Origin of the sequence: Sporosarcina sp. P7 (assembly GCF_002743425.1) — a bacterium.
GTDB lineage: Bacteria > Bacillota > Bacilli > Bacillales_A > Planococcaceae > Sporosarcina.
In genome coordinates, this window is the sequence record NZ_PDZF01000011.1 from 1 (window position 1) to 22,630 (window position 22,630).

The following is a 22,630-nucleotide window of genomic DNA, read 5'->3' on the forward strand; positions in this document are numbered from 1 at the left end:
ATTATCGCGGGGTGGAGCAGTGGTAGCTCGTTGGGCTCATAACCCAAAGGTCGCAGGTTCAAATCCTGTCCCCGCAACCAAGGTCCCGTGGTGTAGCGGTTAACATGCCTGCCTGTCACGCAGGAGATCGCGGGTTCGATTCCCGTCGGGACCGCCATTTTATACATACGCTTCAAAAAGCGTTTTTATGGAAATAACAAATGTGGCTCAGTAGCTCAGTTGGTAGAGCAAAGGACTGAAAATCCTTGTGTCGGCGGTTCGATTCCGTCCTGAGCCACCATTTATATGCCGGTGTAGCTCAATTGGTAGAGCAACTGACTTGTAATCAGTAGGTTGAGGGTTCAAGTCCTTTCGCCGGCATCCTTACTGGTGGGGTAGCGAAGTGGCTAAACGCGGCGGACTGTAAATCCGCTCCCTCCGGGTTCGGCGGTTCGAATCCGTCCCCCACCACCATTTAGGGGCATAGTTCAACGGTAGAATAGAGGTCTCCAAAACCTTTGGTGTGGGTTCGATTCCTACTGCCCCTGTATTTTTAAATAAATAATTACTATGGCGGGCGTGGCGAAGTGGTTAACGCATCGGATTGTGATTCCGACATTCGGGGGTTCGATACCCCTCGTCCGCCCCTTATTTTTAAAAACATTAACAATCATTACTATACTATAAGTAATCATAACATGGCGGGCGTGGCGAAGTGGTTAACGCATCGGATTGTGATTCCGACACTCGGGGGTTCAATTCCCCTCGTCCGCCCCATTAGTGGGGTATAGCCAAGCGGTAAGGCAACGGACTTTGACTCCGTCATTCGTTGGTTCGAATCCAGCTACCCCAGTCAGTTTTGCGGAAGTAGTTCAGTGGTAGAATACGACCTTGCCAAGGTCGGGGTCGCGGGTTCGAATCCCGTCTTCCGCTCCACTATGTTGGCGGCATAGCCAAGCGGTAAGGCACGGGTCTGCAACACCCTTACCACCGGTTCGATTCCGGTTGCCGCCTTATAAGTTTATATAATTACTTTACACATGCCCGAGTGGTGGAATGGCAGACACGTCGCACTCAAAATGCGATGCCGCGAGGCGTGCCGGTTCAAGTCCGGCCTCGGGTATCACCAAGTCTTATTGTGTTATTTTTAGTAAGACCTATAGCATCTACAAACGTTGATATAATAACGTTTGTAGATGCTTTTTATTTTGAGTAAATACGATGAAATACGAGGTGTTTTTAAAACCTTCATACTAGCATATTCTTACAGATCTAAATTACATCAATATTTAACAACATCGCTTATTTTGTTCCACATATGCGAAATGGTCTTCAGCTTATCCCTAGATTCATATGTCCAATTCATTCGCTGACAGCGTTCATGGAAGTCCTTAAATTGAATTACATGCCCATCAAAACATGTATACATGAGTGTGACATTAAACGTAGAAAGTTATTTTGAAATATCTAATTAGAAGAAGACTTTGTTTAATAATCTATTTAAATTGGTATCGAGTTGTCTTGTATTTTGAAAAGAAAACAGTTGCCTCAAAAGCGGGTTTTTCATGTAATACCTTGAAATAAAAATGCACTAGCAGAAGCGATTAAGCTTTTCAAAAGTCTATTGTTAATTATAATAATATTTTGTGAGAGGAGATTGGAACCGAGAATAATTGAAGTGAACATCTCATTAAACTTCTGACTTTTACAAAACATGTTTCAATCACGCCTGGTTAAGCGTGATGATTTAAATTGACACTATTATTGGCTTGTGAATTTGTTTCATATCTCTATTATGAAGGGAAGGATCATCGGTCTTCTCTTTGTTTGTGTATATAAGAGTTTTTCAATTGACTTTTTTAGAGTATGTTTTAATTCATTTCGTTTATCCCCATTCGATTGTCTTGACTCGGTAACGATCGTAATAACTAACTGATTCACTTCATTTAAAATATTTTCCGCAGCCCGTTCATATACGAACCCGCGGGAAATTATATCCGGATTTGAAATGATATGTCCATCCGTTTTGCTAAGGGAAATCACAACAATCAGCATACCTTCCTCTGAAAGCAATTTACGATCACGTAATACAATTTTTCCTACGTCTCCAACACCTAGTCCATCCACGAAAACATTCCCAGCCTGTATCCGTCTAGTTTGACTAGCAACGGTATTCGTAATATCTACAACATCTCCATTGTTAATAATGAAGATGTTCTCACTTTTCACGCCAACCGATTCGGCTAATGTTCGGTGTTGCTGAAGCATACGAAATTCACCATGAATGGGAATGAAATAAGTTGGTTTCATCAAAGTGAGCATAAGTTTTAATTCTTCCTGGAAAGCGTGTCCTGAAACATGCATACCCGATGCGCTACCGGATCCATAGATAACTTTGGCCCCTAAATGGAATAAATTATCGATGATGCGCGACACACTTTTTTCGTTACCAGGTATAGGGCTTGACGCCAGAATGACGGTATCTCCAGCCAATACAGATACTTGACGGTATGTTGAGGTGGATAAACGTGATAATGCCGCCATAGGCTCGCCTTGACTGCCTGTACAAATAATGACAACCTTATCAGGTGCTATTCGATTGATTTCATTTGTATCAATCAAAGTGCCATCAGGTATTGTTAAGTATCCGAGTTCTGCTGCAACGGATACTATATTCACCATACTTCTGCCGAGCAACGCGACCTTTCGATTTGTTTTAAGGGCAGCGTTAATGATTTGCTGAACACGGTAAACGTTTGATGCAAATGTAGAGATAAATATCTTTTGATTGGCCTTGCGAAATGCATCTTCAATATGTTCGCCAACGACGCGTTCAGATTGTGTGAAACCTGGGCGTTCAGCATTAGTACTTTCAGATAATAGAAGTAGTACTCCGCTGTTTCCAATTTCGGTCATTTTATGAAAATCTGTATATTTCTTATTTATAGGGGTCAAATCAAATTTGAAGTCGCCTGTGTGTACCACAGTCCCTTCTGGTGTATGAATCGCAATACCCAAACAATCCGGAATACTATGATTTACATTGAAGAATGTCAAGTTTAACGTACCTGCTTCGAAGTTCGAATCCGCATTAATCTCATTAAGTTCCGTTGCACGTTGAAGTCCGTGTTCTTTTAATTTCAATTTAATTAAACCAAGTGTCAATTTAGTCGCATACACGGGAATACTTAACTGTTTTAATAAGTATGGAATACCACCGATATGATCTTCATGCCCGTGAGTTACAATCAATGCACGAATTTTATCTTTGTTTTTTTGTAAGTAAGATATATCTTGAATAATTAAATCCACACCTAATAAAGTTTCATCTGGGAACTTGGCACCACAGTCTATAATGATAATATCATCTTCATATTGGAGTACATACATATTTTTACCGATTTCATTTATACCACCCAAAGCAAAAATGGATAACGTGCTTTCTCCTATATTCAAAATAAAAACCCCTTACCTAGTTATTTTCAATTAGTTTGATGTAGATTAAGTTCCTGTCGATTAGGATGCCCATAATAATGAATTTTATGTAGTATAGACTAAGGTGATTTTACTCCGCGTATTTCTAATTTAGGAAGCGCATTTAGATTAGGAAGAAGAGAATTTGAAAAGGTATTAGATAGGAAAGCGATTGAAATAAGTTTAGCTCAGGAAAAATCAGGTGTCTGAATTATTGGAGTTCGAGAAGTAGTAATTCGCTATAAAAGGTAATCAAGAGAAGCTTATAAAGCTATATCATCGAAAAATGTCATGCGGTAGCGGAAGCCGTATATGAAAAAGTGTAGCTTCATATATGTCGACATGGTTGCTTAGAGTTCGAAGGTCAAGGTGTAGATGGCGAGGCAATATGAATAGTGAACGGAAACTAATAAAAAATAAAATACCGTGTGTCGCATTGTAAAGAAGCATGTTGAGTTCTGTTTTCTATACTATATACAATTTGTTAAATACCTCCAAACAAGCATCGGAATTCAGTGCTGTGTTGTAATTTAACGTGCCTTATTTAGAAGATCCAGCTTTTATAGTAACGTTTTATAAAAAGCTTGCCATCATTTCGGTCATTCGATGGCCTTTAGCTTTTGGCTAGCTGTGTTCCGCTTCTCTTATATGGAAAAAATATAAAATTACCTGCTGCCTGTCAACATGACAGGCAGCAGGCCATAGAGGAGAAATATGAAAGGATGTTACTCAGTAAGGGGTCATTGCCATGGACATGGTTGGTTATAGGTCATTGGTCAATGTGTAAAGGGTAACAAGTGATTGGTTTTAGCAAGTTTATGTTCATATTCCCCGCCCTATGCCTCAAAAAGGAGTCTCACCTTTTTGAGGTTAAAAGTAATTAGTGCCATCAAAGTCAAGAGTGATAGTGTAATTTTTCATGTTGATGCGATTCGATAGTTGGTGTGCTGCTTTTTCAGCTTGTTGTGCTCTTTGCCGATATTCTTCCGGATCAAACAATGCTACACGATAAATCGTCGTGGATTCGGCAAAACCATATTGTATTTCTTCTTTACTCGCTAAAGAGAACTGTTTATAGTATGAAGACTTTGCACGCAATTGGATAGCCAGTTCAATAGCTTCAACTAATGGAATTTGTTTGTCTTCAAATTCTACTGTATGGGTACTGTTTGCTACGTAAATGAGATAGTCTAGTTTACGTTGATCTATTCTTACTTGTTCCATCTCAGCTTCTACATCTTCTAATTTCCGGCTGGTTATAGGACGTGGTGCCCCTTTTTCCACTGTAATGAAAGCCACTCGTTGTGCCTCTGTTTCTAATTCCCGTATTTGCCTTGACAGAATACTTTTTAATTTAATTCCTTCAGCTAATGTAATATTCAAGATTACACCTCGTTTGTTAGTATAAAGTTAGGATTTTGACTATCCAATATAGAACTTTGATAGTCTCCACCGTTTATGCTAGTGAACATTTTACCGCAAGCTTCGGCTAATTGCTGAGCCTTGTCTTGATCCAATGAAGGACGAATAAATAGTAATTGAATGATGTTTTCTGTTTCTTCGGTTACGGCTGTTCGTATAGAATCAATATACGGGCTACCGAACGGACTATATCCGTCGCTTAGCAGTAAGATGTTTTCAAAGGTATTGAATTGATTATTCAATCCTTCGTAGCCATCTCGGGCGGTGCCGACAGATAAAATAACATCACCGGCTATTTTATCAGCATCATAAATCACTGTTGGGATTTCGTATTGCAAGGAAAAGAATGTATTGAGATCTTCTGCACTATGGAAGGAAGGGGTATAGAGACGGTCTTGGATCTGTTGTAAGAGTAACTGAAGAGCTGGTGGCTTAGTTGATGGGTCCGCTCCGAAAGTTGTCCAGATGGATTGCCATTCCGCTAAACCGTTGAAATCGGTAACTTCTTTGTCAAGTAGTTCGAAATAGAGTTGTTCTTGAAATAATTGTAGTCGCCCTTTTAGCATCTGAGGTGATGCGGAGACGATTGTTTTGTTATAATAGATTATGCCTAATTTAAAATCAGGGATTTTCGTGAATATAGAAGAATCAATAGTAAGTTGCATCAGTATCACCTGCTTGTAATTTTATTTCATCTTATCATAAGGGAGGCGGGGAATGGTGAATGTCGCTCAGTTACAGCTTGAAATACGAACGTTTGCGGCGTCCATTGGAATAGACAAAATTGGTTTTACGACAGCAGCCCCGTTTGTAAAATTGAAGGATCGTCTAAAACAACAGCAACGATTGAATTATCAATCTGGTTTTGAGGAGCCGGATATAGAGAAGCGAACGGAGCCTTTATTATTACTGGATCAGGCAGAAAGTATTATTGCTATTGCAGTTGCATACCCATCGAAATTATCGGATAGTCCCCGTGGGAAAAAAGGGGAGCGGCGTGGTATATTTTGTAGGGCTTCATGGGGTGAAGATTACCATACAGTATTGCGTGACAAACTAGCACAGCTGGAATTATTTATTCTTACTAAGGTACCGGATGCGCGGCTTCGTTCCATGGTGGATACAGGAGAGCTTGTAGATCGCGCAGTAGCAGAACGTGCGGGGATTGGTTGGTCGGCTAAGAACTGCTCGATCATTATACCGGAGTTCGGGTCTTACGTCTATCTAGGCGAGATGATTACGAATCTGCCATTTATACCAGATGAGCCGATGGAAGATCAATGTCTAGACTGTAATTTATGCTTGGATGTTTGTCCTACGGGTGCGATAATACAGCCGGGACAATTAAATGCCCAGCGTTGTATTGCATTTTTGACACAAACGAAGAAGCCTGTGCCAGAAGAATTCCGGCACAAGATTGGGAATCGCTTGTATGGCTGTGATACATGCCAAACGGTCTGTCCGAAAAACAAGGGAATGAATCATACGCACCAACTGGCATTCACACCTGAGCCCGAGCTCGTTAAGCCTTTGTTGCTGTCACTCTTGTCATTATCAAACCGGCAATTTAAGGAACAGTATGGCCATATGTCAGGCTCTTGGCGTGGAAAGAATCCCATTCAACGAAATGCACTGATAGCATTGGCTCATTTTAAGGATGAATCAGCGATACCAGAACTAACTAGATTAATAAAAGAAGACCCACGACCCATGATCAGAGGAACAGCCGCATGGGCACTTGGGGAAATTGGTACGACAGAAGGGCACGAGGTGCTAAAAGAAGTGTTGCTCATTGAAGAAGATGAGTTTGTAGTAAGTGAAATTACGAAGGCTATGGAACTGCTGCATATTAATTGAAAGAAGGTAGTAAGATGACGATTCACGTTGCATTATTTGAACCACAAATTCCTGCAAATACAGGAAATATTTCACGAACTTGTGCAGGCACCGATACAGCCCTCCATTTAATAAAGCCGCTTGGTTTTTCTACTGAGGATAAAATGTTGAAACGCGCTGGACTAGATTACTGGGAGCATGTTGATATTACGTATCATGAGGGAATCCAGGAGTTTCTAGATGCCTATCCAGAAGGCAAGTTTTATTTCATTACAAAATTCGGAGAGACGAGTTATGATACGTTTGATTATTCGAATACCGATCAGGATATTTTCTTTGTGTTTGGCAAAGAAACTACCGGGTTGCCGAATGAAATTACGGATAAGTATAAAGAGAATTGTTTGCGCATTCCGATGAACGATGAGCATATCCGCTCATTGAACTTGTCGAATACTGCTGCAATTCTTATTTATGAAGCACTTCGTCAACAGCGTTTTGCACATTTAACGTAATGTATAAAAAAAGGGGATTGGCTCATGGCCAATCCCTTTTCTATTTTATTTCATTTGATTCGTTTTTGATTCGCCTGGCTTATTTTCATATCCGCCAGTCAAGATTGCAGATAAGAATGCAAAACAAACAGCAATAATTAGAATTAGTCTCATTGTTTGTACCTCCTATGAAATCAATAGTCCTTCTTACAGTATACCGTAAAAATTATATAAATGAAATAATCTTCGGCATTTTATGTGACAGGTTACTAACAAATCTTAATGAGGCAAGAAAAGCAATTGATAGGTGAACAATACCGCAAAGATATACATTAATAGGGGAACTTGTTTACCTTGTCCCTTTGTAATTTTCAGTAATGGGTATGTAATGAACCCAAGGGCGATTCCTGTCGCAATACTGGATGTAAGCGGCATGGTCAAAATAACCAGAAATGCAGGGAACGATTCATCAAATGAATCCCAGTCGATATTTTTTACCGCACCGATCATTAAACTACCCACAATAATCAAAGCAGGTGCTGTAATGGCCGCGACACCAGATAATGCGCTAACGATAGGACTGAAAAATGCTGCGGCTATGAATAGCACTGCAACTGTTAAAGTAGTCAACCCTGTACGCCCACCTACAGCTACGCCAGAGGACGACTCGACATAAGCGGATGTAGGGCTGGTTCCGACCATTGAACCAACTGTAGCGGCCACTGAGTCGGCTAGAAGCGCATGACGAGCACGTGGTAAAGATTTGCCTTTCATAAGTCCAGCTTGCTTGGCTACCCCAATCATTGTTCCGGTTGTATCAAATAAAGTGACGAGTAGAAACGACAGAACAACACCGTATAAACCGTAAGAAATAACATCTTGCATCGCCAGTACCGGATTCCACACTAAAATACCTTCAGGCAAGTGGGGCATTTTCACAATACCATCGAACTGTAACTGCTTCGTAAAGAATGCGACAATACCTGTTGCAATCATTCCAATAAAAATAGCACCATAGACATTGCGGTTCATTAGAATAATGGTCACGAGCAATCCGAACAATGTCAGTAATACGGCGGGCGAGGTAAGTTCACCTAGCTGAACGATGTTGGACTCGTGGGGAACTACTAATCCCGATAAACGTAAACCGATAAATGCGATAAACAAACCGATTCCGGCAGTGATACCGTGTTTAAGATTTTCGGGAATTTCTTCAATTAGCTTTTCTCGGAAGGAAGTCATCGATAATAAGACAAAGATTAGACCCGCTATAAAGACTGCAGAAAAAGCTGTCAAGTAGTCGAGTTGACCGTCAGACCCAACTACGATGGATGCAAAGTATGCATTCAATCCCATTCCGGGTGCAATAGCAATGGGATAGTTTGCGAATAAGGCCATCCAAAGCGTACCGATCACAGTCGCTATAATGGTGGCTAAAAATACTTGATCAAATGGGACACCGGCTTCGGATAAAATAATTGGATTGACGATGACGATATAGACCATCGTCAGGAAAGTGGTCATTCCTGCAAGTAATTCTGTTTTGACAGTCGTGTGATTTTTCTTTAATTGGAACACTGTGTATTCTCTCCTTATATTACGAACGTAATGAAGTCCATAGACAATAATATTCGTTTTTTTAGAAGAAATCAACCTGTTATATCGAAAAAGCATTCGTAAATTCTGTGAAATAATGTACAATTGCACTAGGGAGTAGTTCAAAGAGGAGGATTTTTCATGACAACAATTTTTGATCAAATGGTTATACTGAGCAACGGTGTGCAAATGCCACAGTTCGGTTTAGGAACCTATAAAATGACAGAACCTGAGCAAACCATTCAAGCTATTGAGAAAGCGGTTTCAATAGGCTATCGAGCAATTGATACTGCATCCATTTATGAAAATGAACAAGCAGTGGGGGAAGCAATTCGTCACACTGGTATTGCGCGTGAAGACTTCTTTGTGACATCAAAAGTATGGAATGATAACCAAGGATATGATGAAACACTACGTGCATTTGAGCGTTCATTAACTAGATTGGATATGAATTATTTAGACTTATATTTGACACATTGGCCTGTTGCCAGCAGCTACGTAGATACATATCGCGCGATTGAAAGGCTATATGATGAAAAATTGATTCGATCAACAGGTGTTTCCAATCACCACGCGTCACATTTACAAGAGATATTTACGATTGCTAATATTCGTCCTATGGTAAATCAAATAGAACTCCATCCACGTCTAACTCAAGAGCCGTTGCGTCTGTTTTGTAGTGAACATCAAATTGCAGTAACATCTTGGAGTCCTTTAGTTAGAGGTCAAATTCTTGAGGATGCAACACTCACTGCAATCGCTGCGCAACACGGGAAGACTGTAGCTCAGGTCATCATCAAATGGCATCTCCAAAATGGATTGATTGTTATTCCAAAGTCTGTGTCATTTGATCGTATTCAAGAAAATAGTGAAGTGGCTGATTTTGAATTGACACTTTCTGATATGGCGATGATTGATGCGTTAAACCGTGATGAACGGACAGGTACAGATCCAGATTCGTTTTAAGTGAATGTATTTAGTTAAACGAATCAAGTTGAAAAGAAGTGGACAACTATTTAGACGACGATATGTAGCTGTTGTTAATGTGTGAAATTTTTTTGACTTTAGACATTAGTAGATTCAGGTTCAAATGCTCAACAGTTTACAAGTCCACTACCTACTTTCCAAGAAATTAATCAAACAGAAATAAAAAAGAGCTGTCACAAGTGGTCTCTACGACCTCCTGGATAGCTCTTTTTTTTATTCAGTTTCCACTACAATCATCTCTGACGTAATGGGATGTGTGAAAGTGACCTTTGTAGCGACTAACTTATAAGGTCCTCTTGATATGGTCTCGCTACCATACAGTTGATCTCCAACTACAGGGTGACCCAGATGGGAGAAGTGGACACGAATCTGGTGTGTTCGTCCTGTTTCCAACTGAGCTTCAACAAGTGTCGTATCAGGTTTACGTTCAAGTACCTTGAAATGCGTGACCGCGGATTGACCGGATGGTGATACTCTACGCTTTGTTGCATGATAGCGATCTTTACCGATTGGCATATTAATCGTGCCACGCGGTTTTCTTAGCTGGCCTTCAAGTTCAGCCGTATAATAGCGTTCGATTTGATTCTGTTCCAACATCCGGTCGAACATCGTTTTCGCTAGTGGATGTTTTGCGATAAGTAAAACTCCAGCTGTATGTTGATCCAATCGGTGGATATGCTCTGCATAGGTACCGCTCTTTGCTTCGATATAACCCATGACTTCGTTCATCAATGTGCCGGTACCAGGTAAGTGTTCCGGGTGTACGGACACCCCTGCAGGTTTGTGTACGGCAAGTATATGTTCGTCTTCCCATAGTACACGTAAGGAATTGAATGCTTCTGGTTTGTAGGCAGATTGTGCCTCAGTGAAACCGAAGACCAGTTCGGTGCCTTCCGGAAGGGGCTCTTTCCAATCCACTGGTTGTCCATCTGTATCCGTTACACTTTTATCCATGCGCATTTGGTGCACAGATTTCTTACCACCTTGCCATTGTTCTCTTAGTAGTTTTTCAATCGTCTCGCCAGGTTGTGTAGTCGTATAATGAAAACTTGTCATTTACGTAGTCTCCTTAGTTGCTTTCAAATTCATCGAAGAATGCTCTAATTTGCTCGTCGGGCTGTGAACCAACTGTTCTGCCTTGTTCTTTACCATCTTTATAATGAACTAGTGTAGGCCATGCTGTAATATCGTATTCTGGTTTCATCTGATCTCCGTACTCGAGCAGATTATACTGATAGACATGTACACCATATTCATCTGCAATTGGCATTAAACGCGGTGTCATATCCATGCAGTGCGGGCATTCCGGACTGAAATAATAAACAGTTGTCGGTTCACCGCTTTCAATTTTTTTGAAGATCTCTTCCGGAAGTGCGACGTTCTGATAACTTTCATTGTCTAATAAATCAATTGTAGATTGTTGTAGGTTATTTGTACCGTACGGATTGTCGGCGAGCTTTGTTTCATTGGATTTATTATTGAGTACGACGATTAAAATGAAGATCACGACAATAACTCCACCAATAGCTAGTAATTTTTTCAATGTGTTTCACTCCTTTGTTTGTTTCAAGATTACAAGACTTGCGATGAAAATAAAAGCAAATGCTATCAATGCAAGAAAAGGAATCGTAATGAAGCCGAGATAATTGATATATGTAGCAGTACAAGAGGCTCCGCTACATTCAGGAGCACTGTCTTGTAAGAAAGTCAGTTTCTGAATACCATAGTGGTAGAGAGAAATACAGCCTCCGATAAAAGCGAATGAAGCCGTAGTCCAGGCAATCGAAATGTTTTTCTGAATGAGTGCGATTAAACCAATCAATACAATAGGATACATGAAAATTCGTTGATACCAGCACATCGTACAAGGTATGTAACCTTTGATTTCAGAGAAATACAAAGAGCCAAGTAATGCGATGAATGCGACGGCCCATATCGAGAGAAGCCAGTTTTCCTGTTTTTTATTCATGGAGCATCTCCTTACAATTAGGTAATAGATAAAAGCTTTCCCGTTTAGACGGGAAAGCTTTATTTAGACGAATCGGTAGCTTCATTGGTTGCAACTTCTGGAGGTTGCTTTTTTGCTTCAAGGTAAAGAATATGGTTGCCATCTACTTCTTTGACAGTAAACTCATACCCTTGTTCAATAATCTTTTCACCTTGTATAGCTTCGAAGCGTTGATCCATGAACCAACCGCCAATTGTATCGATGTCCTCTTCCAGTATTTCGATGTTCAATGCATGATTGACATTTTCAATCAGCATTTTGGCATCTAGAATATAGTGGTCTGCGCCAACAATTTGAAGTTCAGGTAGTTCATCCATATCGAATTCATCGCGGATCTCACCAACAATTTCTTCTAAGATGTCTTCAATAGTGACCAGACCGGAAGTCCCTCCATATTCATCCAGTAGAACGGCCATATGAATACGTTCGCGCTGGATCTTCAAGAGTAACTCTCCAATTGGGATCGTTTCGATGACTCGGATAATCGGCTGCATATAATTAATGACCGATTTACTACCATTTGACGGATCTTTAATATAGGCCGTCAATAAATGTTTCATGTTGATCAGACCGATGACGTGATCTTTATCCCCGTCGATAATTGGATAACGAGTAAACTGTTCAACGCCTAGTAATTCAAACACTTCGGATAATGTCATTTCTTTATCGACTGTCATCATTTCTGTTCGTGGTAGCATAATTTCCTTTGCGACTCGATCATCAAACTCAAAAATACGATTGACGTATTTGTACTCTGCTTGATTTATTTCACCGCTTCGCAAACTATCAGATAAAATGATACGCAATTCTTCCTCTGTATGACCTACTTCTAACTCGGAAATGGATTTGAAGCCTAGCAATCGTGTAACAAGACGTGCCGATCCGTTCATTCCTTTAATAATCGGGTACATAAGACGGTAAAATAGATTCAGTGGGACGGCAAGGGATAAGGATAATTCTTCCGCCTTGTGCAATGCGATGGTCTTTGGAGCTAGTTCTCCTACCACGACATGCAAATAGGTGACGATCGCTAGAGCGATAGTGAATGAAAGAATGGTTTCGACATGGGCATCGAGTATAAACATGTCAAAAATGGGAGCTAGCATCATGCGGACTGTTGGTTCCCCGAGCATACCTAGGCCAAGTGCCGAAATCGTAATTCCGAGCTGACAAGCGGATAAATATTCATCTAAATTATCGGCAATTTTTTTTGAAAGAACCGCACGTTGATTACCTTCGACGATTAGTTGGTCGAGACGTGATGAACGGACTTTCACGATTGCGAATTCACACGCGACAAAAAAAGCGGTGATTGCGATCAAGGCAGCAAATGCTGCCAATCGTATGGCAATATCCAAATAATAGCTTCGCGCTTAACCCAGATGAGGGAAAAGAACAAAGCGTACACCTCCTGTAAAGTAAAGTTAGTTATCTTTTATAATAATTTATTTATAGAGAAATTACAATTCGATTTGCTTACAGAACAGAAAAAAATCGTATTAAGGATACGCAATGTGTCGATATATAAAGTGAAAGGGGATGTGGTAACACTTATACACAGTGAAACCACTATCCATTTACATTTAATTTTGGTATTTTTAAAGTTTTAAAAAATCTTTTAAAAAAGACTGAAGACCATGTCCTTTACATAAGGAAAGTCTTCAATCTTAGGCAATATTTTTACTCACCGTATTTTGGCTGGGTTTCTTTAAATGCGTTTTGCTCGTTGGGGATGTGGCTTTTGTCTTCAAAGACATTTTCAGTTTTTTGGTTTTGTACTCTCAACCGCTCTTTTTCTAACTGTTGTTTACCTTTTGATTGTTCTTTGCCCATAAAAGCACCTCCTCTAGTTAGAGGATGGTCGGTTTAGATGGATCTCATTCATAGACGTGGAAAGTCATGAGATCGTGGACCATTAGGACGATCTTTTCTTCGTCTGGCGGTGTGCCATTTGTCCAATTGATCGTGCCGTCTTTATGGTAATCACCTTTATATTGTTTGTTCTGGTAATAAAATGAGATAGTCCAACCCGGTAGATCAGTATCTTCAAACATTTTTTTATGACTGAAGTGTTGTAGCATCTTGTTTTCTCCTTTATTGTTCCATTAGTGATATCCTGTTCGTTCATTTCATAAACTGACCAAAAGGACGAAAGGATGAGTGTGTGTTTGTTACTCAACTACGTAATGCGATTGAGGAAAAGTATAAATCATATTTTTATTATAAGTCCATGTACCAGCTGACGAATGATTTGTTATGGCAGGAATTCATTCGCCATGCGTATGAGGATGAAAAAAGTCATTACGAGATGTTCCAGCAGCTTCATTATATAATGACAAAAGAGTTTGTGCCGAATCCGAAAAAGCCAGCGCCTTGTACGAATTTGAAAGAATCAGCTAAAAATGCGCTAGTTAATGAACTTGAAGCAGTGGAACAGTGTAAGGAACTGTTTTTGACGATTCCTTTTGAAGAGGCATATGATCCGATTTTTATCGCTTTACATGATGATATGGAGCATGCTATTCGAATGTCTACCATATTCAATGGAGTAAATTAAATCAAACATCGAAAGAAAAGTCTTTGAAATAATCGGCACCATCAAGCATTCGAACCCCATACCAGAACATTTCGCCATCAATTAGCTGGATCCTTGAATTAGGTAACATGTCCTGGAACTGAATTAGTTGTTTTTCCTTAAATGGATAGGGTTCAGAGGATAGCAAGACTAAGTCCAGATCGGCTTTCTCTAATTGTTCTTCCGTTACAGCTGGATAGCGGTCAGATGATTCCGCGAAAGGTGTGATGAAACCGAGTTTTTGTAATAACGAGTTGATATAGGTGTCTTTGCCGACAACCATATACGGCTTTTGCCAAATGACATAAGCAACTCGTGCAGCAGGAAGTGTGGGGAGCGTCGTGAATGCTTGCTTGATTTCCGCGACAAGCGATTTTGATTGTTGCTCATGATCAGTCAAAGATCCCATATCTGTAATCATTCTATAAGCTTGTTCGATCGTCTGCACTTCCGCTACATATACCGGATAGAACTCGGAAAGAATTTCGACCATCTCTTTTGTGTTTTCTTCTTTTTCCATAATAATTAAATCGGGCTGTACTTCATGTATTTTTTCCAACTTCAAATCTTTCGTTCCTGCGACTGCGGGAACGTCCTTAACCTGTTCAGGATATATACAATACCTTGTGCGTCCAACAATTTCTTTTCCAAGTCCAATTCCGAATAAAGTTTCTGTAATACCAGGACATAATGTGACGATTCGTTTGGGTGGGAAATTATACACAACGGTTCTTCCTAAGTGGTCGATAATTTCTTTTTTCAATGAAATGATTGCCTCCTTTAATGGTATGTGAAAACATAGGATTGTGGTAAGTAATACTCTACTTGCAACGTACCTGAACTGCTATCAAATGTAAAGTCAGAAATCTCCGCCTCTAATTGCTTTTCATTCAGCTGGTTTTTGTTATAATTGGAACGAAGACCAAGTGGAATAAGGTGAAGCGATTGAAAATAGTACTAACTATTTTGTTCATGGCGTTTATTGGCGCATTGATTGGTGGAGTAACGAATCATCTGGCGATCAAGATGCTGTTTAGGCCACATGAGGCAAAATACATTGGAAAAACACGTTTGCCGTTTACACCCGGCTTGATTCCGAAGCGCCGAAATGAATTGGCGACTCAGCTTGGAAAAACAGTGACAAATTATTTGCTGACACCTGACCTATTCCGGAAAAAGATGTTGACTCCTGGAATGGAAAAGCGTGTAGAGACATTTATCCAAAGTCAAATGGATAAATACATCTTGCAATCAGATAAGACCTTGAACGATTGGCTCAAGCTTGCGGGTGCCGACAAACTTCCAGAACAAGTGGAAGACAAGTTGATCACATTGATTGATCAACAATTGTATGAGATGAAAGTTAAAGTAACAACAGGTACCGTGGAGGAGGTTATGCCGCTTCGTTGGCAACAACAAATCGAAGAAAGAATTCCTTTAGCCTCTGACTTTGTACTAATTCGCGCAAGTCAATTTGTGGATTCAGCAGAAGGAAGACAGACATTCCAAAAGTTGATCGATGATTTCTTGGCTTCAAAAGGAACATTCGGTGGCATGCTCAATATGTTTTTTGGAGAATCGGAGTCGCTTGTCGGCAAGGTTCAACGGGAAGCATTGAGATTTATAGAAGCGCCTGGAACAAAAGAATTATTAGATAAACTGATTTCGAAAGAGTGGCAAAATGTTCAGCAACAACCAATGGAACAGTTGACGTCTGGATTCGACTTTGATAGTGTGTTTGCTTCAGTGAGAAAGTATGCACTGGATCAATTGGCACTACAAGAAAGACTCGATCACAGTTTGTCACATTATTGGCCACAAGGATCCACATGGACGGCTAACAATGTAACACCACAAATTGTCAACTTTTTATTCACACAGGCTGAAGCGCACCTTGAACAATCATTAAGAAAGCTAAAACTTGATGAGCTGGTGAAAGAGCAAGTAGACACGTTCCCTGTGGCTGTTCTAGAAGATCTAGTTCTCGGCATTTCACGCAGAGAGTTTAAAATGATTACGGTTCTGGGCGCATTTCTGGGTGGTATCATAGGAATTGTGCAAGGAGTTATTGCACTTATATTAAATGGATTGTAGGAGGAGATAGTATGTCAGTAAACATTTATGATGATATGAACAAATTGGAATCTACTTTACGTAAAACAGATGAGTATGTAGCGGTGAAAACAGCAATGGCCGAAGTGAAAGGTGACGAACAAGCTCTTGCATTGTTCGAAAGCTTCCGCGAAATCCAAATGAATTTACAACAAAAACAAATGGCTGGTGAAGAGATTGAAGGAGACGAGCTTGAGCACGCACAGAAAACAGCGCAACTTGCTCAAGAAAACCCGAAAATCTTGGCTATGCTGACTGCTGAAATGAAGCTTAGCGAATTGATTGAAGAAGTAAACCGTGTAGTATTGAAACCGATTCAAGATTTATATGAAGACTTCAATTAATAGATACATCGAAACCGGCCTTGGCCGGTTTTTTTCAACAGATGGAGAGTAGGAGAAAATTATGCAACAATTACATGTAAATCAACAATTCCCCCAAGATTGGATACGAATGTTTACACACTTGGCCAATTTATTTTTTGAACAGTCTAAAATAGTTACGGAACAAACAGATGATACAGCAATTGAATTACGGTTTACTGAGGAATACGAAGAATCACCAAGTGTAACGGTGGATATTCAATGGCAAGGTAAGCAGTATACGTCGCGTTTTGCCGAAGAGGTTAAGGAAATAGAAGAACGCGGGCAAATACGTCAGCGTAAAAGAATGTATTCCCACGTATTGCTAGATGCGCTAGAACAAGCAACTGGAATGAATCAAGAGTGGGGGATCCTAACGGGAATCCGACCTACAAAGTTGTATCATATGTATCGTCAAGATGGCCATACGGTTGCGGAAGCAAAGCAGCTACTTCAGCAACGGCATAGGGTATCCGTACGAAAAAGTGAATTGATTGCAGAAATTGCAGACGTTCAACTGAATGCATTGCCAGATTTGTATTCATTGAAAGAACAAGTGAGTATATATATTGGCATACCGTTTTGTCCAACAAAATGTGCGTATTGCACGTTCCCAGCCTATGCAATTCATCGAAAAAGTGGACGAGTAGAAACATTTCTAGACGGCTTGCATGAAGAAATGCGCGCGATGGGTAAATGGTTAAAAGAGCGTGATATTCGTATTACGACAATTTATTTCGGTGGCGGAACACCCACGTCTATTGAAGCAGATGAAATGGATGCACTCTATCAAACGATGACGGACTCATTCCCTTATATGGAACATGTTCGTGAAGTGACGGTGGAAGCCGGGCGTCCTGATACGATTACGGTACCGAAACTCGAAGTACTGAAGAAGTGGGGCATAGATCGAATCAGTGTCAATCCACAGTCCTATACGGATGAAACATTGAAAGCAATCGGCCGTCATCACACGGTACAGGAAACAATCGATAAATATTGGTTGTCCCGAGAGCAAGGAATGCGCAATATTAATATGGACTTAATCATCGGTTTGCCGAATGAAGGTCTTGAAGAATTCGAACACTCATTGGCTGAAACAGAAAAGATGCAGCCGGAATCTTTGACCATCCATACATTGTCGTTCAAGCGTGCTTCTGAAATGACACGGAATAAGGACAAGTACCAAGTGGCGGATCGGGAAACTGTAGGAAAAATGATGACACGCGGAGAAGAATGGTCGCGCGATAACGGCTATATACCCTACTATCTATACCGCCAGAAAAACATTTTAGGAAATCTTGAAAATGTCGGTTATTCCAAACCAGGTGAAGAAAGTCTTTATAACATATTGATCATGGAAGAAGCACAGACCATTATCGGTTTAGGTTGCGGAGCTTCAAGCAAGTTCATGGAACCGGCAACTGGCAAGCTGACGCAATTCCATAACCCAAAAGAACCTGGCGCCTATATAGTAGGGTTTGAAGAGGCCATAGATAAGAAAATAGCGTATTTGGAAGAGTTATTTCCGTCTTCAGAAACAATAAAATAATACGGATTCCCTCGTCGTAACTGATCGAGGGAATTTTTTTTGTTAAAGTTATGCAAATGCTCGGATAATTGTGTATAATATAATGAATGAACAACCATTCATATAAAGGGGGATTTAATTTTGACAAAACAAATCAAAGTGGAAATTGAAGGAAGATTAGCAACAGTAACCTTTAACCAACCTGAAGTAATGAACGCGATGGATGGAGTTATGATGAAAGAATTGACAGATATCGTAGATCAACTAAAAGACAATTCATCAGTACATGTCGTACTGTTCAGGGGAGCAGGTCGAGCATTTTCCGCCGGTGGCAACGTCAAGGCGATGCTTGACCCGAGTAGCCCGATGAAAATGGAAGATATTATGATCGACTTATCCAGATTGGCATTATCTATGTATAGCATGCCACAAATCACGATCGCATCTGTACACGGTGCAGCAGCTGGGCTTGGATGCAGTATCGCAATCGCATGCGATGTCGTCATTGCAGAAGAATCAAGTAAAATTGCAATGAACTTTATCGGCATTGGACTCGTACCAGATGGTGGCGGTCACTTCTTCCTGAAGGAACGCGTAGGTATAGCCAGAGCTAAACAACTCATTTGGTCCGGGAAAGTACTGGATGGAAAAAGTGCCATGCATATCGGACTCGTTGATGAAGCGGTAGCAGACGGAGAAGCGTGGAATACGGCACAACAACGTGCTCAAGTTATCCTGCACTCCCCAACAGCTTCCATGGCCGCAACAAAGAAAATACTCCATGCAACAGGCATCGCTGAACTCGAGAAAATCTTGAAGCTTGAAGGCGAAGCACAAGTAGCTATGCGCTCAACTACTGATCATCGCGAAGGCGTACAGGCATTTATTGAAAAAAGAAAACCGAGCTTCACAGGCCAATAAATGGAAAGAAGACGCGCTATGAAAACTGCGCGTCTCGTTTATATCTATGATCATTTTTATAGAATTATTGATACTTAGCGGCTGTTTCTCTCCATGAGAAATAGCCTTTTTCTATAGCACGCAATAGTAACTCCGCTGAAGCTAAATTCGTAGCGAGAGGTATACCATAGACGTCACATAATCGAAGTAAGGCGCTCACATCAGGTTCATGTGGCTGTGCAGTCAACGGATCACGGAAAAATAAAATTAAATCTAGCTCGCCTGTCGCGATCATGGCACCCATCTGTTGATCCCCACCAAGTGGACCTGACATGAGTCGTGTGACAGAAAGATCGGTTTCCTTCATGATGCGTAATCCTGTTGTGCCCGTTGCGTAAAGAGTATGTTTAGCAAAAATCTGCTCATAAGCAATTGTGAAATTGACTAATTCAGCCTTTTTTTCATCATGCGCAATCAAAGCAATGTTCAAACGAGTCACTTCCTTCTACGATTTCTTAACGAACATAGCGTATCACAAAATTCTGAAAAAATCTTGTGCTATTTGTATAAAAATTTGTAACTGTGCGCAATACAATATCCCTCTGTTCAGGATTATCGTATAAAAAACAAAACCTCCTCAAAATGGAGATTTTGTCATTTGTTCATGTATGGAATAATAATAGTTTACCAAGAGGGGAAGCTAGGCGGTGTGTTCGCTCGAGCAAATCTTTTTCTGTCAGCAGCTGATGACCTTGTTCTTTTGCTGCATCATCAGATTCCGCAGTGAAAGTCTCTTCTGTAATTAATGAACCATCTTTTTCGTACGCTGTTAGTTTGTAGGTTTTCATTATATCGCCTCCATCATCTTTTACCTAGTATACTATGAATCGTGTGAAATGAATAATGATTCATTTAATAGAAGTGCAAAAAGTTACTTCATGTTAGAATGTAGTGGAGGAATATTTATAATTATGAAACATATGGTCTTTTGGAACGTAGAACGAGATAGAGAGTATTGAAGGAGATGATGTGTATGGCTTTGGAATTGGAACGAGTAACTAAACGATTTGGCGATTTCACAGCAGTGGATCAGCTGTCATTGACGGTGGAAGAAGGGACGATGTACGGATTCCTTGGAGCGAACGGTGCAGGGAAGACCACTACATTTCGAATGATTTTGGGATTATTAACCCCGACAGAAGGAAATATTTCATGGAATGGCCGCACGATTTCGTATGAAACGAGTCCGCTAATTGGCTATTTGCCTGAAGAGCGAGGTCTTTATCCAAAAATGAAAGTGCTAGATCAGTTAATCTTTCTTGGACAGCTGCGCGGAATGAAAAAATCCGCAGCGAAAAGTGCAGCACTTCATTGGTTGGATCGTTTCGAAGTACCGCAAAATACGAATAAAAAGGTAGAAGAGTTATCCAAGGGGAATCAGCAAAAGATACAAGTCATTGCTGCATTATTACATAGTCCCCAATTACTTATCTTGGATGAACCGTTCTCGGGACTTGATCCAGTTAACGTAGAGATGTTAAAAAAAGCAATCGTAGACTTCCGTAACAGCGGGGCAACGATTCTATTCTCTAGCCACCGCATGGATCATGTGGAAGAGTTATGTGAGCAACTCAGTATTATTCACCATGGCAAACAATTAGTCAGTGGAAATTTGCGTGACGTTAAACGTTCATTCGGCAAACAAAATGTCCGGATTCGTGCAGACTTTCCTTTAATGGAGCTAGAGAGCATCGAAGGCGTAACGACAACTCATCACTCATTAGAAGGTGCAGTCTTTCAAGTGGAGGATGAACGAGTGGCGCATACGTTGTTGCAAGCAGCATTGCTAAAGGGACCGATTCGTCAGTTTGAAATAGAAGAACCATCTTTGCAAGACATATTCATTGCGAAAGTGGGGAATGAGCATGCGTGAATTTTGGATTATTTTCAAACAAAGCTTCTTAACTAAAGCTAAAACAAAATCATTTTTCATTACGACACTTATTATGGTAGCAGGGATTTTTCTTTTCGCGAATTTGCCGAGCATTATGGAAAAGGTCGGTAAAATGATGGGGAATGAAGAAGATGATCGTGTACTGGTTGTTGATGAAAGTGGAGTGTTATTTGACCGTCTGCTTGAACATCTTCAGCAAAATGAGCAAGGAATTTCATTAGAGCTGACAGAAGACACGAAAGATCAGCTGTTAGAGCAAGTAAAATCGGAAGAAATTGCCTCGTTCATGGAATTAAGTTTCGATGCGGATCAAACGATTCAAGCGAATTACACTACAAGCAGTCTAGTAGATCAATTTTTACCTTCTGCTCTGCAAGACGCATTACAGAACATTCAAACCGAGGTGAAAGCTGAAAGGCTCTCTCTATCTGTTGAACAAGTTTCCGAGTTGTTTGCACCCATTCAATTTGAGAAACATAATATTTCAGAAACAGCAAAATCAGAAGAAGAACTAAACCAAGCTCGTATCTTGGTGTATGTATTGATGTTCGTTATTTATTTTGCCGTTATTATTTATTCATCGATGATTGCAACCGAAGTCGCAACTGAAAAATCCTCACGCGTGATGGAAATTCTTATCTCGAGTGTATCACCCGTTAAGCATATGTTCGCAAAAGTACTTGGAATCGGCTCACTCGGGATTGTGCAAATTCTCGTCTATGCAGTGTCAGGATTTTTAGCATATAGACTTTCTTCCACAGGAGAGAAAAATGAGCTATCCGCATTCTTTAGTTTAGAAAACCTAGAAGTAAGTACACTTGTTTACGCCGTGATATTCTTCTTGCTCGGCTACTTCTTATACGCTACACTCGCAGCCTTGCTTGGTTCGTTAGTGAGCCGTACAGAAGATGTACAGCAAATGATTATGCCGATGTCGTTGCTGATTGTTGCAGCCTTCATCATCGCAGCAACTGGACTTGGGAATCCAGAATTGGGCTACTTGAAAATCGCGTCGTTCATCCCATTCTTCGCTCCCCTTGTCATGTTCCTACGAGTAGGCATGCTTGACTTACCTTTATGGGAGCCTTTGCTCTCGATAGGCATTATGGTGGTGACCATCTTGATCCTCGGCTGGTTCGGATCAAAGGTGTACCGTGGCGGTGTCTTGATGTATGGGCCATCCCGTTCGCTGAAAGATTTGAAGAAGGCTGTTCAGCTTGGAAAAGAATAGGTTTAAGTGTCCCAAGAAGTCACGGAGCTTCTTGGGGCTTTTTTGCGTGATGATACGTTCAAAATCAAAGTGTGAATGGTAGAATTAGGTAATTAATGTGTACGATGTGATGGAAGCTGTACCTCGGAAAGCGTCCGCCTGGAACGTCGATCAACGGTGCCTTCAAGTCACC

Annotated in this window: 23 protein-coding genes and 12 tRNA genes; 22 read left to right on the forward strand and 13 right to left on the reverse strand. The window is 40.6% G+C overall.

Annotated elements, in window-relative coordinates:
• The first annotated feature begins 5 nt into the window (after nucleotides 1-5).
• From CSV60_RS11295 to CSV60_RS11350, 12 genes are all read left to right on the forward strand, one after another.
• Nucleotides 6-80, forward strand: a tRNA-Met gene (locus CSV60_RS11295).
• A 1-nt stretch (nucleotide 81) separates the two neighbouring features.
• Nucleotides 82-157 (forward strand) — tRNA-Asp (locus tag CSV60_RS11300).
• Between the two features lie 47 nt (nucleotides 158-204).
• Nucleotides 205-280 (forward strand) — tRNA-Phe (locus CSV60_RS11305).
• Between the two features lie 7 nt (nucleotides 281-287).
• A tRNA-Thr gene (locus CSV60_RS11310) sits at nucleotides 288-360 on the forward strand.
• Nucleotides 361-368: 8 nt separating this feature from the next.
• Nucleotides 369-453 (forward strand) — tRNA-Tyr (locus tag CSV60_RS11315).
• A gap of 3 nt (nucleotides 454-456) precedes the next feature.
• Nucleotides 457-527, forward strand: a tRNA-Trp gene (locus CSV60_RS11320).
• A gap of 25 nt (nucleotides 528-552) precedes the next feature.
• Nucleotides 553-625: transfer RNA gene (locus CSV60_RS11325), tRNA-His, on the forward strand.
• A 55-nt stretch (nucleotides 626-680) separates the two neighbouring features.
• Nucleotides 681-756: transfer RNA gene (locus CSV60_RS11330), tRNA-His, on the forward strand.
• 4 nt (nucleotides 757-760) lie between these two features.
• Nucleotides 761-832: transfer RNA gene (locus CSV60_RS11335), tRNA-Gln, on the forward strand.
• Between the two features lie 8 nt (nucleotides 833-840).
• Nucleotides 841-915: transfer RNA gene (locus CSV60_RS11340), tRNA-Gly, on the forward strand.
• 7 nt (nucleotides 916-922) lie between these two features.
• Nucleotides 923-993, forward strand: a tRNA-Cys gene (locus CSV60_RS11345).
• Between the two features lie 28 nt (nucleotides 994-1,021).
• Nucleotides 1,022-1,102: transfer RNA gene (locus tag CSV60_RS11350), tRNA-Leu, on the forward strand.
• Nucleotides 1,103-1,761: 659 nt separating this feature from the next.
• Here the strand turns inward: CSV60_RS11350 and CSV60_RS11355 are convergent.
• From CSV60_RS11355 to CSV60_RS11365, 3 genes are all read right to left on the reverse strand, one after another.
• Entirely contained in the window at nucleotides 1,762-3,435 is a 1,674-nt protein-coding gene (locus tag CSV60_RS11355; protein ID WP_099637077.1) for a ribonuclease J, read from the reverse strand.
• 888 nt (nucleotides 3,436-4,323) lie between these two features.
• Nucleotides 4,324-4,836 (reverse strand): hypothetical protein, encoded by a 513-nt coding sequence (locus tag CSV60_RS11360; protein WP_369823629.1) that lies wholly within the window; start codon nucleotides 4,834-4,836, stop codon nucleotides 4,324-4,326.
• 2 nt (nucleotides 4,837-4,838) lie between these two features.
• Nucleotides 4,839-5,540 (reverse strand): B3/B4 domain-containing protein, encoded by a 702-nt coding sequence (locus CSV60_RS11365; RefSeq protein WP_099630603.1) that lies wholly within the window; start codon nucleotides 5,538-5,540, stop codon nucleotides 4,839-4,841.
• 55 nt (nucleotides 5,541-5,595) lie between these two features.
• Here CSV60_RS11365 and queG point away from each other — a divergent pair, with 55 nt between their 5' ends.
• Both queG and trmL read left to right on the forward strand, forming a co-directional pair.
• Nucleotides 5,596-6,732, forward strand: a complete 1,137-nt coding sequence (gene queG / locus CSV60_RS11370) for a tRNA epoxyqueuosine(34) reductase QueG (RefSeq protein WP_099637145.1) — start codon at nucleotides 5,596-5,598, stop codon at nucleotides 6,730-6,732.
• Between the two features lie 14 nt (nucleotides 6,733-6,746).
• Complete coding sequence (gene trmL / locus CSV60_RS11375; RefSeq protein ID WP_099637079.1) at nucleotides 6,747-7,223, forward strand: tRNA (uridine(34)/cytosine(34)/5-carboxymethylaminomethyluridine(34)-2'-O)-methyltransferase TrmL; 477 nt, start codon at nucleotides 6,747-6,749, stop codon at nucleotides 7,221-7,223.
• 258 nt (nucleotides 7,224-7,481) lie between these two features.
• Here the strand turns inward: trmL and CSV60_RS11380 are convergent, their stop codons facing one another.
• Nucleotides 7,482-8,780, reverse strand: a complete 1,299-nt coding sequence (locus CSV60_RS11380) for an NCS2 family permease (RefSeq protein ID WP_099630605.1) — start codon at nucleotides 8,778-8,780, stop codon at nucleotides 7,482-7,484.
• 159 nt (nucleotides 8,781-8,939) lie between these two features.
• On the opposite strand from CSV60_RS11380, the gene CSV60_RS11385 reads away from it, so the two are divergent.
• On the forward strand, nucleotides 8,940-9,764 hold the full coding sequence (locus CSV60_RS11385; RefSeq protein ID WP_099637080.1) for an aldo/keto reductase: 825 nt from the start codon (nucleotides 8,940-8,942) through the stop codon (nucleotides 9,762-9,764).
• A gap of 234 nt (nucleotides 9,765-9,998) precedes the next feature.
• Here the strand turns inward: CSV60_RS11385 and CSV60_RS11390 are convergent, their stop codons facing one another.
• The 6 genes from CSV60_RS11390 to CSV60_RS11410 form a co-directional block, all read right to left on the reverse strand.
• A complete protein-coding gene (locus CSV60_RS11390) occupies nucleotides 9,999-10,841 on the reverse strand; it encodes an RluA family pseudouridine synthase (protein WP_099630607.1) in 843 nt (280 codons plus the stop codon).
• 13 nt (nucleotides 10,842-10,854) lie between these two features.
• Nucleotides 10,855-11,328 carry a thioredoxin family protein gene (locus CSV60_RS11395; RefSeq protein ID WP_099630608.1) on the reverse strand — a complete coding sequence of 158 codons (474 nt, stop codon included), beginning with the start codon at nucleotides 11,326-11,328 and terminating at the stop codon, nucleotides 10,855-10,857.
• Between the two features lie 6 nt (nucleotides 11,329-11,334).
• On the reverse strand, nucleotides 11,335-11,754 hold the full coding sequence (locus CSV60_RS11400) for a disulfide oxidoreductase (protein WP_099630609.1): 420 nt from the start codon (nucleotides 11,752-11,754) through the stop codon (nucleotides 11,335-11,337).
• Nucleotides 11,755-11,813: 59 nt separating this feature from the next.
• On the reverse strand, nucleotides 11,814-13,151 hold the full coding sequence (locus CSV60_RS11405; RefSeq protein WP_199173137.1) for a hemolysin family protein: 1,338 nt from the start codon (nucleotides 13,149-13,151) through the stop codon (nucleotides 11,814-11,816).
• 322 nt (nucleotides 13,152-13,473) lie between these two features.
• Nucleotides 13,474-13,626 (reverse strand): hypothetical protein, encoded by a 153-nt coding sequence (locus CSV60_RS15875; RefSeq protein WP_158232078.1) that lies wholly within the window; start codon nucleotides 13,624-13,626, stop codon nucleotides 13,474-13,476.
• Nucleotides 13,627-13,670: 44 nt separating this feature from the next.
• Nucleotides 13,671-13,874 (reverse strand): YheE family protein, encoded by a 204-nt coding sequence (locus tag CSV60_RS11410; RefSeq protein ID WP_099630610.1) that lies wholly within the window; start codon nucleotides 13,872-13,874, stop codon nucleotides 13,671-13,673.
• A gap of 83 nt (nucleotides 13,875-13,957) precedes the next feature.
• On the opposite strand from CSV60_RS11410, the gene CSV60_RS11415 reads away from it, so the two are divergent.
• Complete coding sequence (locus tag CSV60_RS11415; protein ID WP_099630611.1) at nucleotides 13,958-14,350, forward strand: ferritin family protein; 393 nt, start codon at nucleotides 13,958-13,960, stop codon at nucleotides 14,348-14,350.
• Between the two features lies 1 nt (nucleotide 14,351).
• Here CSV60_RS11415 and CSV60_RS11420 read toward each other — a convergent pair whose 3' ends face one another.
• Nucleotides 14,352-15,131: a helical backbone metal receptor gene (locus tag CSV60_RS11420; protein ID WP_099630612.1), complete on the reverse strand. Its 780-nt coding sequence runs from the start codon at nucleotides 15,129-15,131 to the stop codon at nucleotides 14,352-14,354.
• A gap of 173 nt (nucleotides 15,132-15,304) precedes the next feature.
• Between CSV60_RS11420 and CSV60_RS11425 the strand changes: the two genes are divergently transcribed.
• The 4 genes from CSV60_RS11425 to CSV60_RS11440 all read left to right on the forward strand — a co-directional run bounded on the left by CSV60_RS11425 (nucleotide 15,305) and on the right by CSV60_RS11440 (nucleotide 19,294).
• Nucleotides 15,305-16,462, forward strand: coding sequence for a DUF445 domain-containing protein (locus CSV60_RS11425; protein ID WP_099630613.1), 1,158 nt, complete (start codon nucleotides 15,305-15,307; stop codon nucleotides 16,460-16,462).
• Between the two features lie 11 nt (nucleotides 16,463-16,473).
• Nucleotides 16,474-16,824 carry a YlbF/YmcA family competence regulator gene (locus CSV60_RS11430; protein WP_099630614.1) on the forward strand — a complete coding sequence of 117 codons (351 nt, stop codon included), beginning with the start codon at nucleotides 16,474-16,476 and terminating at the stop codon, nucleotides 16,822-16,824.
• A 61-nt stretch (nucleotides 16,825-16,885) separates the two neighbouring features.
• The gene (locus CSV60_RS11435; protein WP_099630615.1) at nucleotides 16,886-18,394 is read left to right on the forward strand and encodes a coproporphyrinogen III oxidase; all 1,509 of its coding nucleotides are present in this window, start codon (nucleotides 16,886-16,888) and stop codon (nucleotides 18,392-18,394) included.
• A 117-nt stretch (nucleotides 18,395-18,511) separates the two neighbouring features.
• Entirely contained in the window at nucleotides 18,512-19,294 is a 783-nt protein-coding gene (locus tag CSV60_RS11440) for an enoyl-CoA hydratase (RefSeq protein ID WP_099637081.1), read from the forward strand.
• 64 nt (nucleotides 19,295-19,358) lie between these two features.
• On the opposite strand, the gene mgsA is transcribed toward CSV60_RS11440, so the two are convergent.
• Nucleotides 19,359-19,763 (reverse strand): methylglyoxal synthase, encoded by a 405-nt coding sequence (gene mgsA, locus CSV60_RS11445; protein ID WP_199173138.1) that lies wholly within the window; start codon nucleotides 19,761-19,763, stop codon nucleotides 19,359-19,361.
• 172 nt (nucleotides 19,764-19,935) lie between these two features.
• Nucleotides 19,936-20,121: a YhzD family protein gene (locus CSV60_RS11450; RefSeq protein WP_029054126.1), complete on the reverse strand. Its 186-nt coding sequence runs from the start codon at nucleotides 20,119-20,121 to the stop codon at nucleotides 19,936-19,938.
• Between the two features lie 185 nt (nucleotides 20,122-20,306).
• Here CSV60_RS11450 and CSV60_RS11455 point away from each other — a divergent pair, with 185 nt between their 5' ends.
• Both CSV60_RS11455 and CSV60_RS11460 read left to right on the forward strand, forming a co-directional pair.
• Nucleotides 20,307-21,206, forward strand: coding sequence for an ABC transporter ATP-binding protein (locus CSV60_RS11455; RefSeq protein WP_099630618.1), 900 nt, complete (start codon nucleotides 20,307-20,309; stop codon nucleotides 21,204-21,206).
• Complete coding sequence (locus CSV60_RS11460) at nucleotides 21,199-22,458, forward strand: ABC transporter permease (protein ID WP_099630619.1); 1,260 nt, start codon at nucleotides 21,199-21,201, stop codon at nucleotides 22,456-22,458. Before CSV60_RS11455 ends, CSV60_RS11460 begins: the two co-directional genes overlap by 8 nt.
• Nucleotides 22,459-22,630 lie beyond the last annotated feature (172 nt).

What these genes read in the sequence shown, in the direction of transcription:
- CSV60_RS11365 (WP_099630603.1), bottom strand. Translation starts at nt 5,540, where the DNA reads ATGCAACTTACTATTGATTCTTCTATATTCACGAAAATCCCTGATTTT.
- trmL (WP_099637079.1), top strand. Translation starts at nt 6,747, where the DNA reads ATGACGATTCACGTTGCATTATTTGAACCACAAATTCCTGCAAATACA.
- CSV60_RS11385 (WP_099637080.1), top strand. Translation starts at nt 8,940, where the DNA reads ATGACAACAATTTTTGATCAAATGGTTATACTGAGCAACGGTGTGCAA.
- CSV60_RS11390 (WP_099630607.1), bottom strand. Translation starts at nt 10,841, where the DNA reads ATGACAAGTTTTCATTATACGACTACACAACCTGGCGAGACGATTGAA.
- CSV60_RS11400 (WP_099630609.1), bottom strand. Translation starts at nt 11,754, where the DNA reads ATGAATAAAAAACAGGAAAACTGGCTTCTCTCGATATGGGCCGTCGCA.
- CSV60_RS15875 (WP_158232078.1), bottom strand. Translation starts at nt 13,626, where the DNA reads ATGGGCAAAGAACAATCAAAAGGTAAACAACAGTTAGAAAAAGAGCGG.
- CSV60_RS11410 (WP_099630610.1), bottom strand. Translation starts at nt 13,874, where the DNA reads ATGCTACAACACTTCAGTCATAAAAAAATGTTTGAAGATACTGATCTA.
- CSV60_RS11430 (WP_099630614.1), top strand. Translation starts at nt 16,474, where the DNA reads ATGTCAGTAAACATTTATGATGATATGAACAAATTGGAATCTACTTTA.
- CSV60_RS11435 (WP_099630615.1), top strand. Translation starts at nt 16,886, where the DNA reads ATGCAACAATTACATGTAAATCAACAATTCCCCCAAGATTGGATACGA.
- CSV60_RS11450 (WP_029054126.1), bottom strand. Translation starts at nt 20,121, where the DNA reads ATGAAAACCTACAAACTAACAGCGTACGAAAAAGATGGTTCATTAATT.
- CSV60_RS11455 (WP_099630618.1), top strand. Translation starts at nt 20,307, where the DNA reads ATGGCTTTGGAATTGGAACGAGTAACTAAACGATTTGGCGATTTCACA.
- CSV60_RS11460 (WP_099630619.1), top strand. Translation starts at nt 21,199, where the DNA reads ATGCGTGAATTTTGGATTATTTTCAAACAAAGCTTCTTAACTAAAGCT.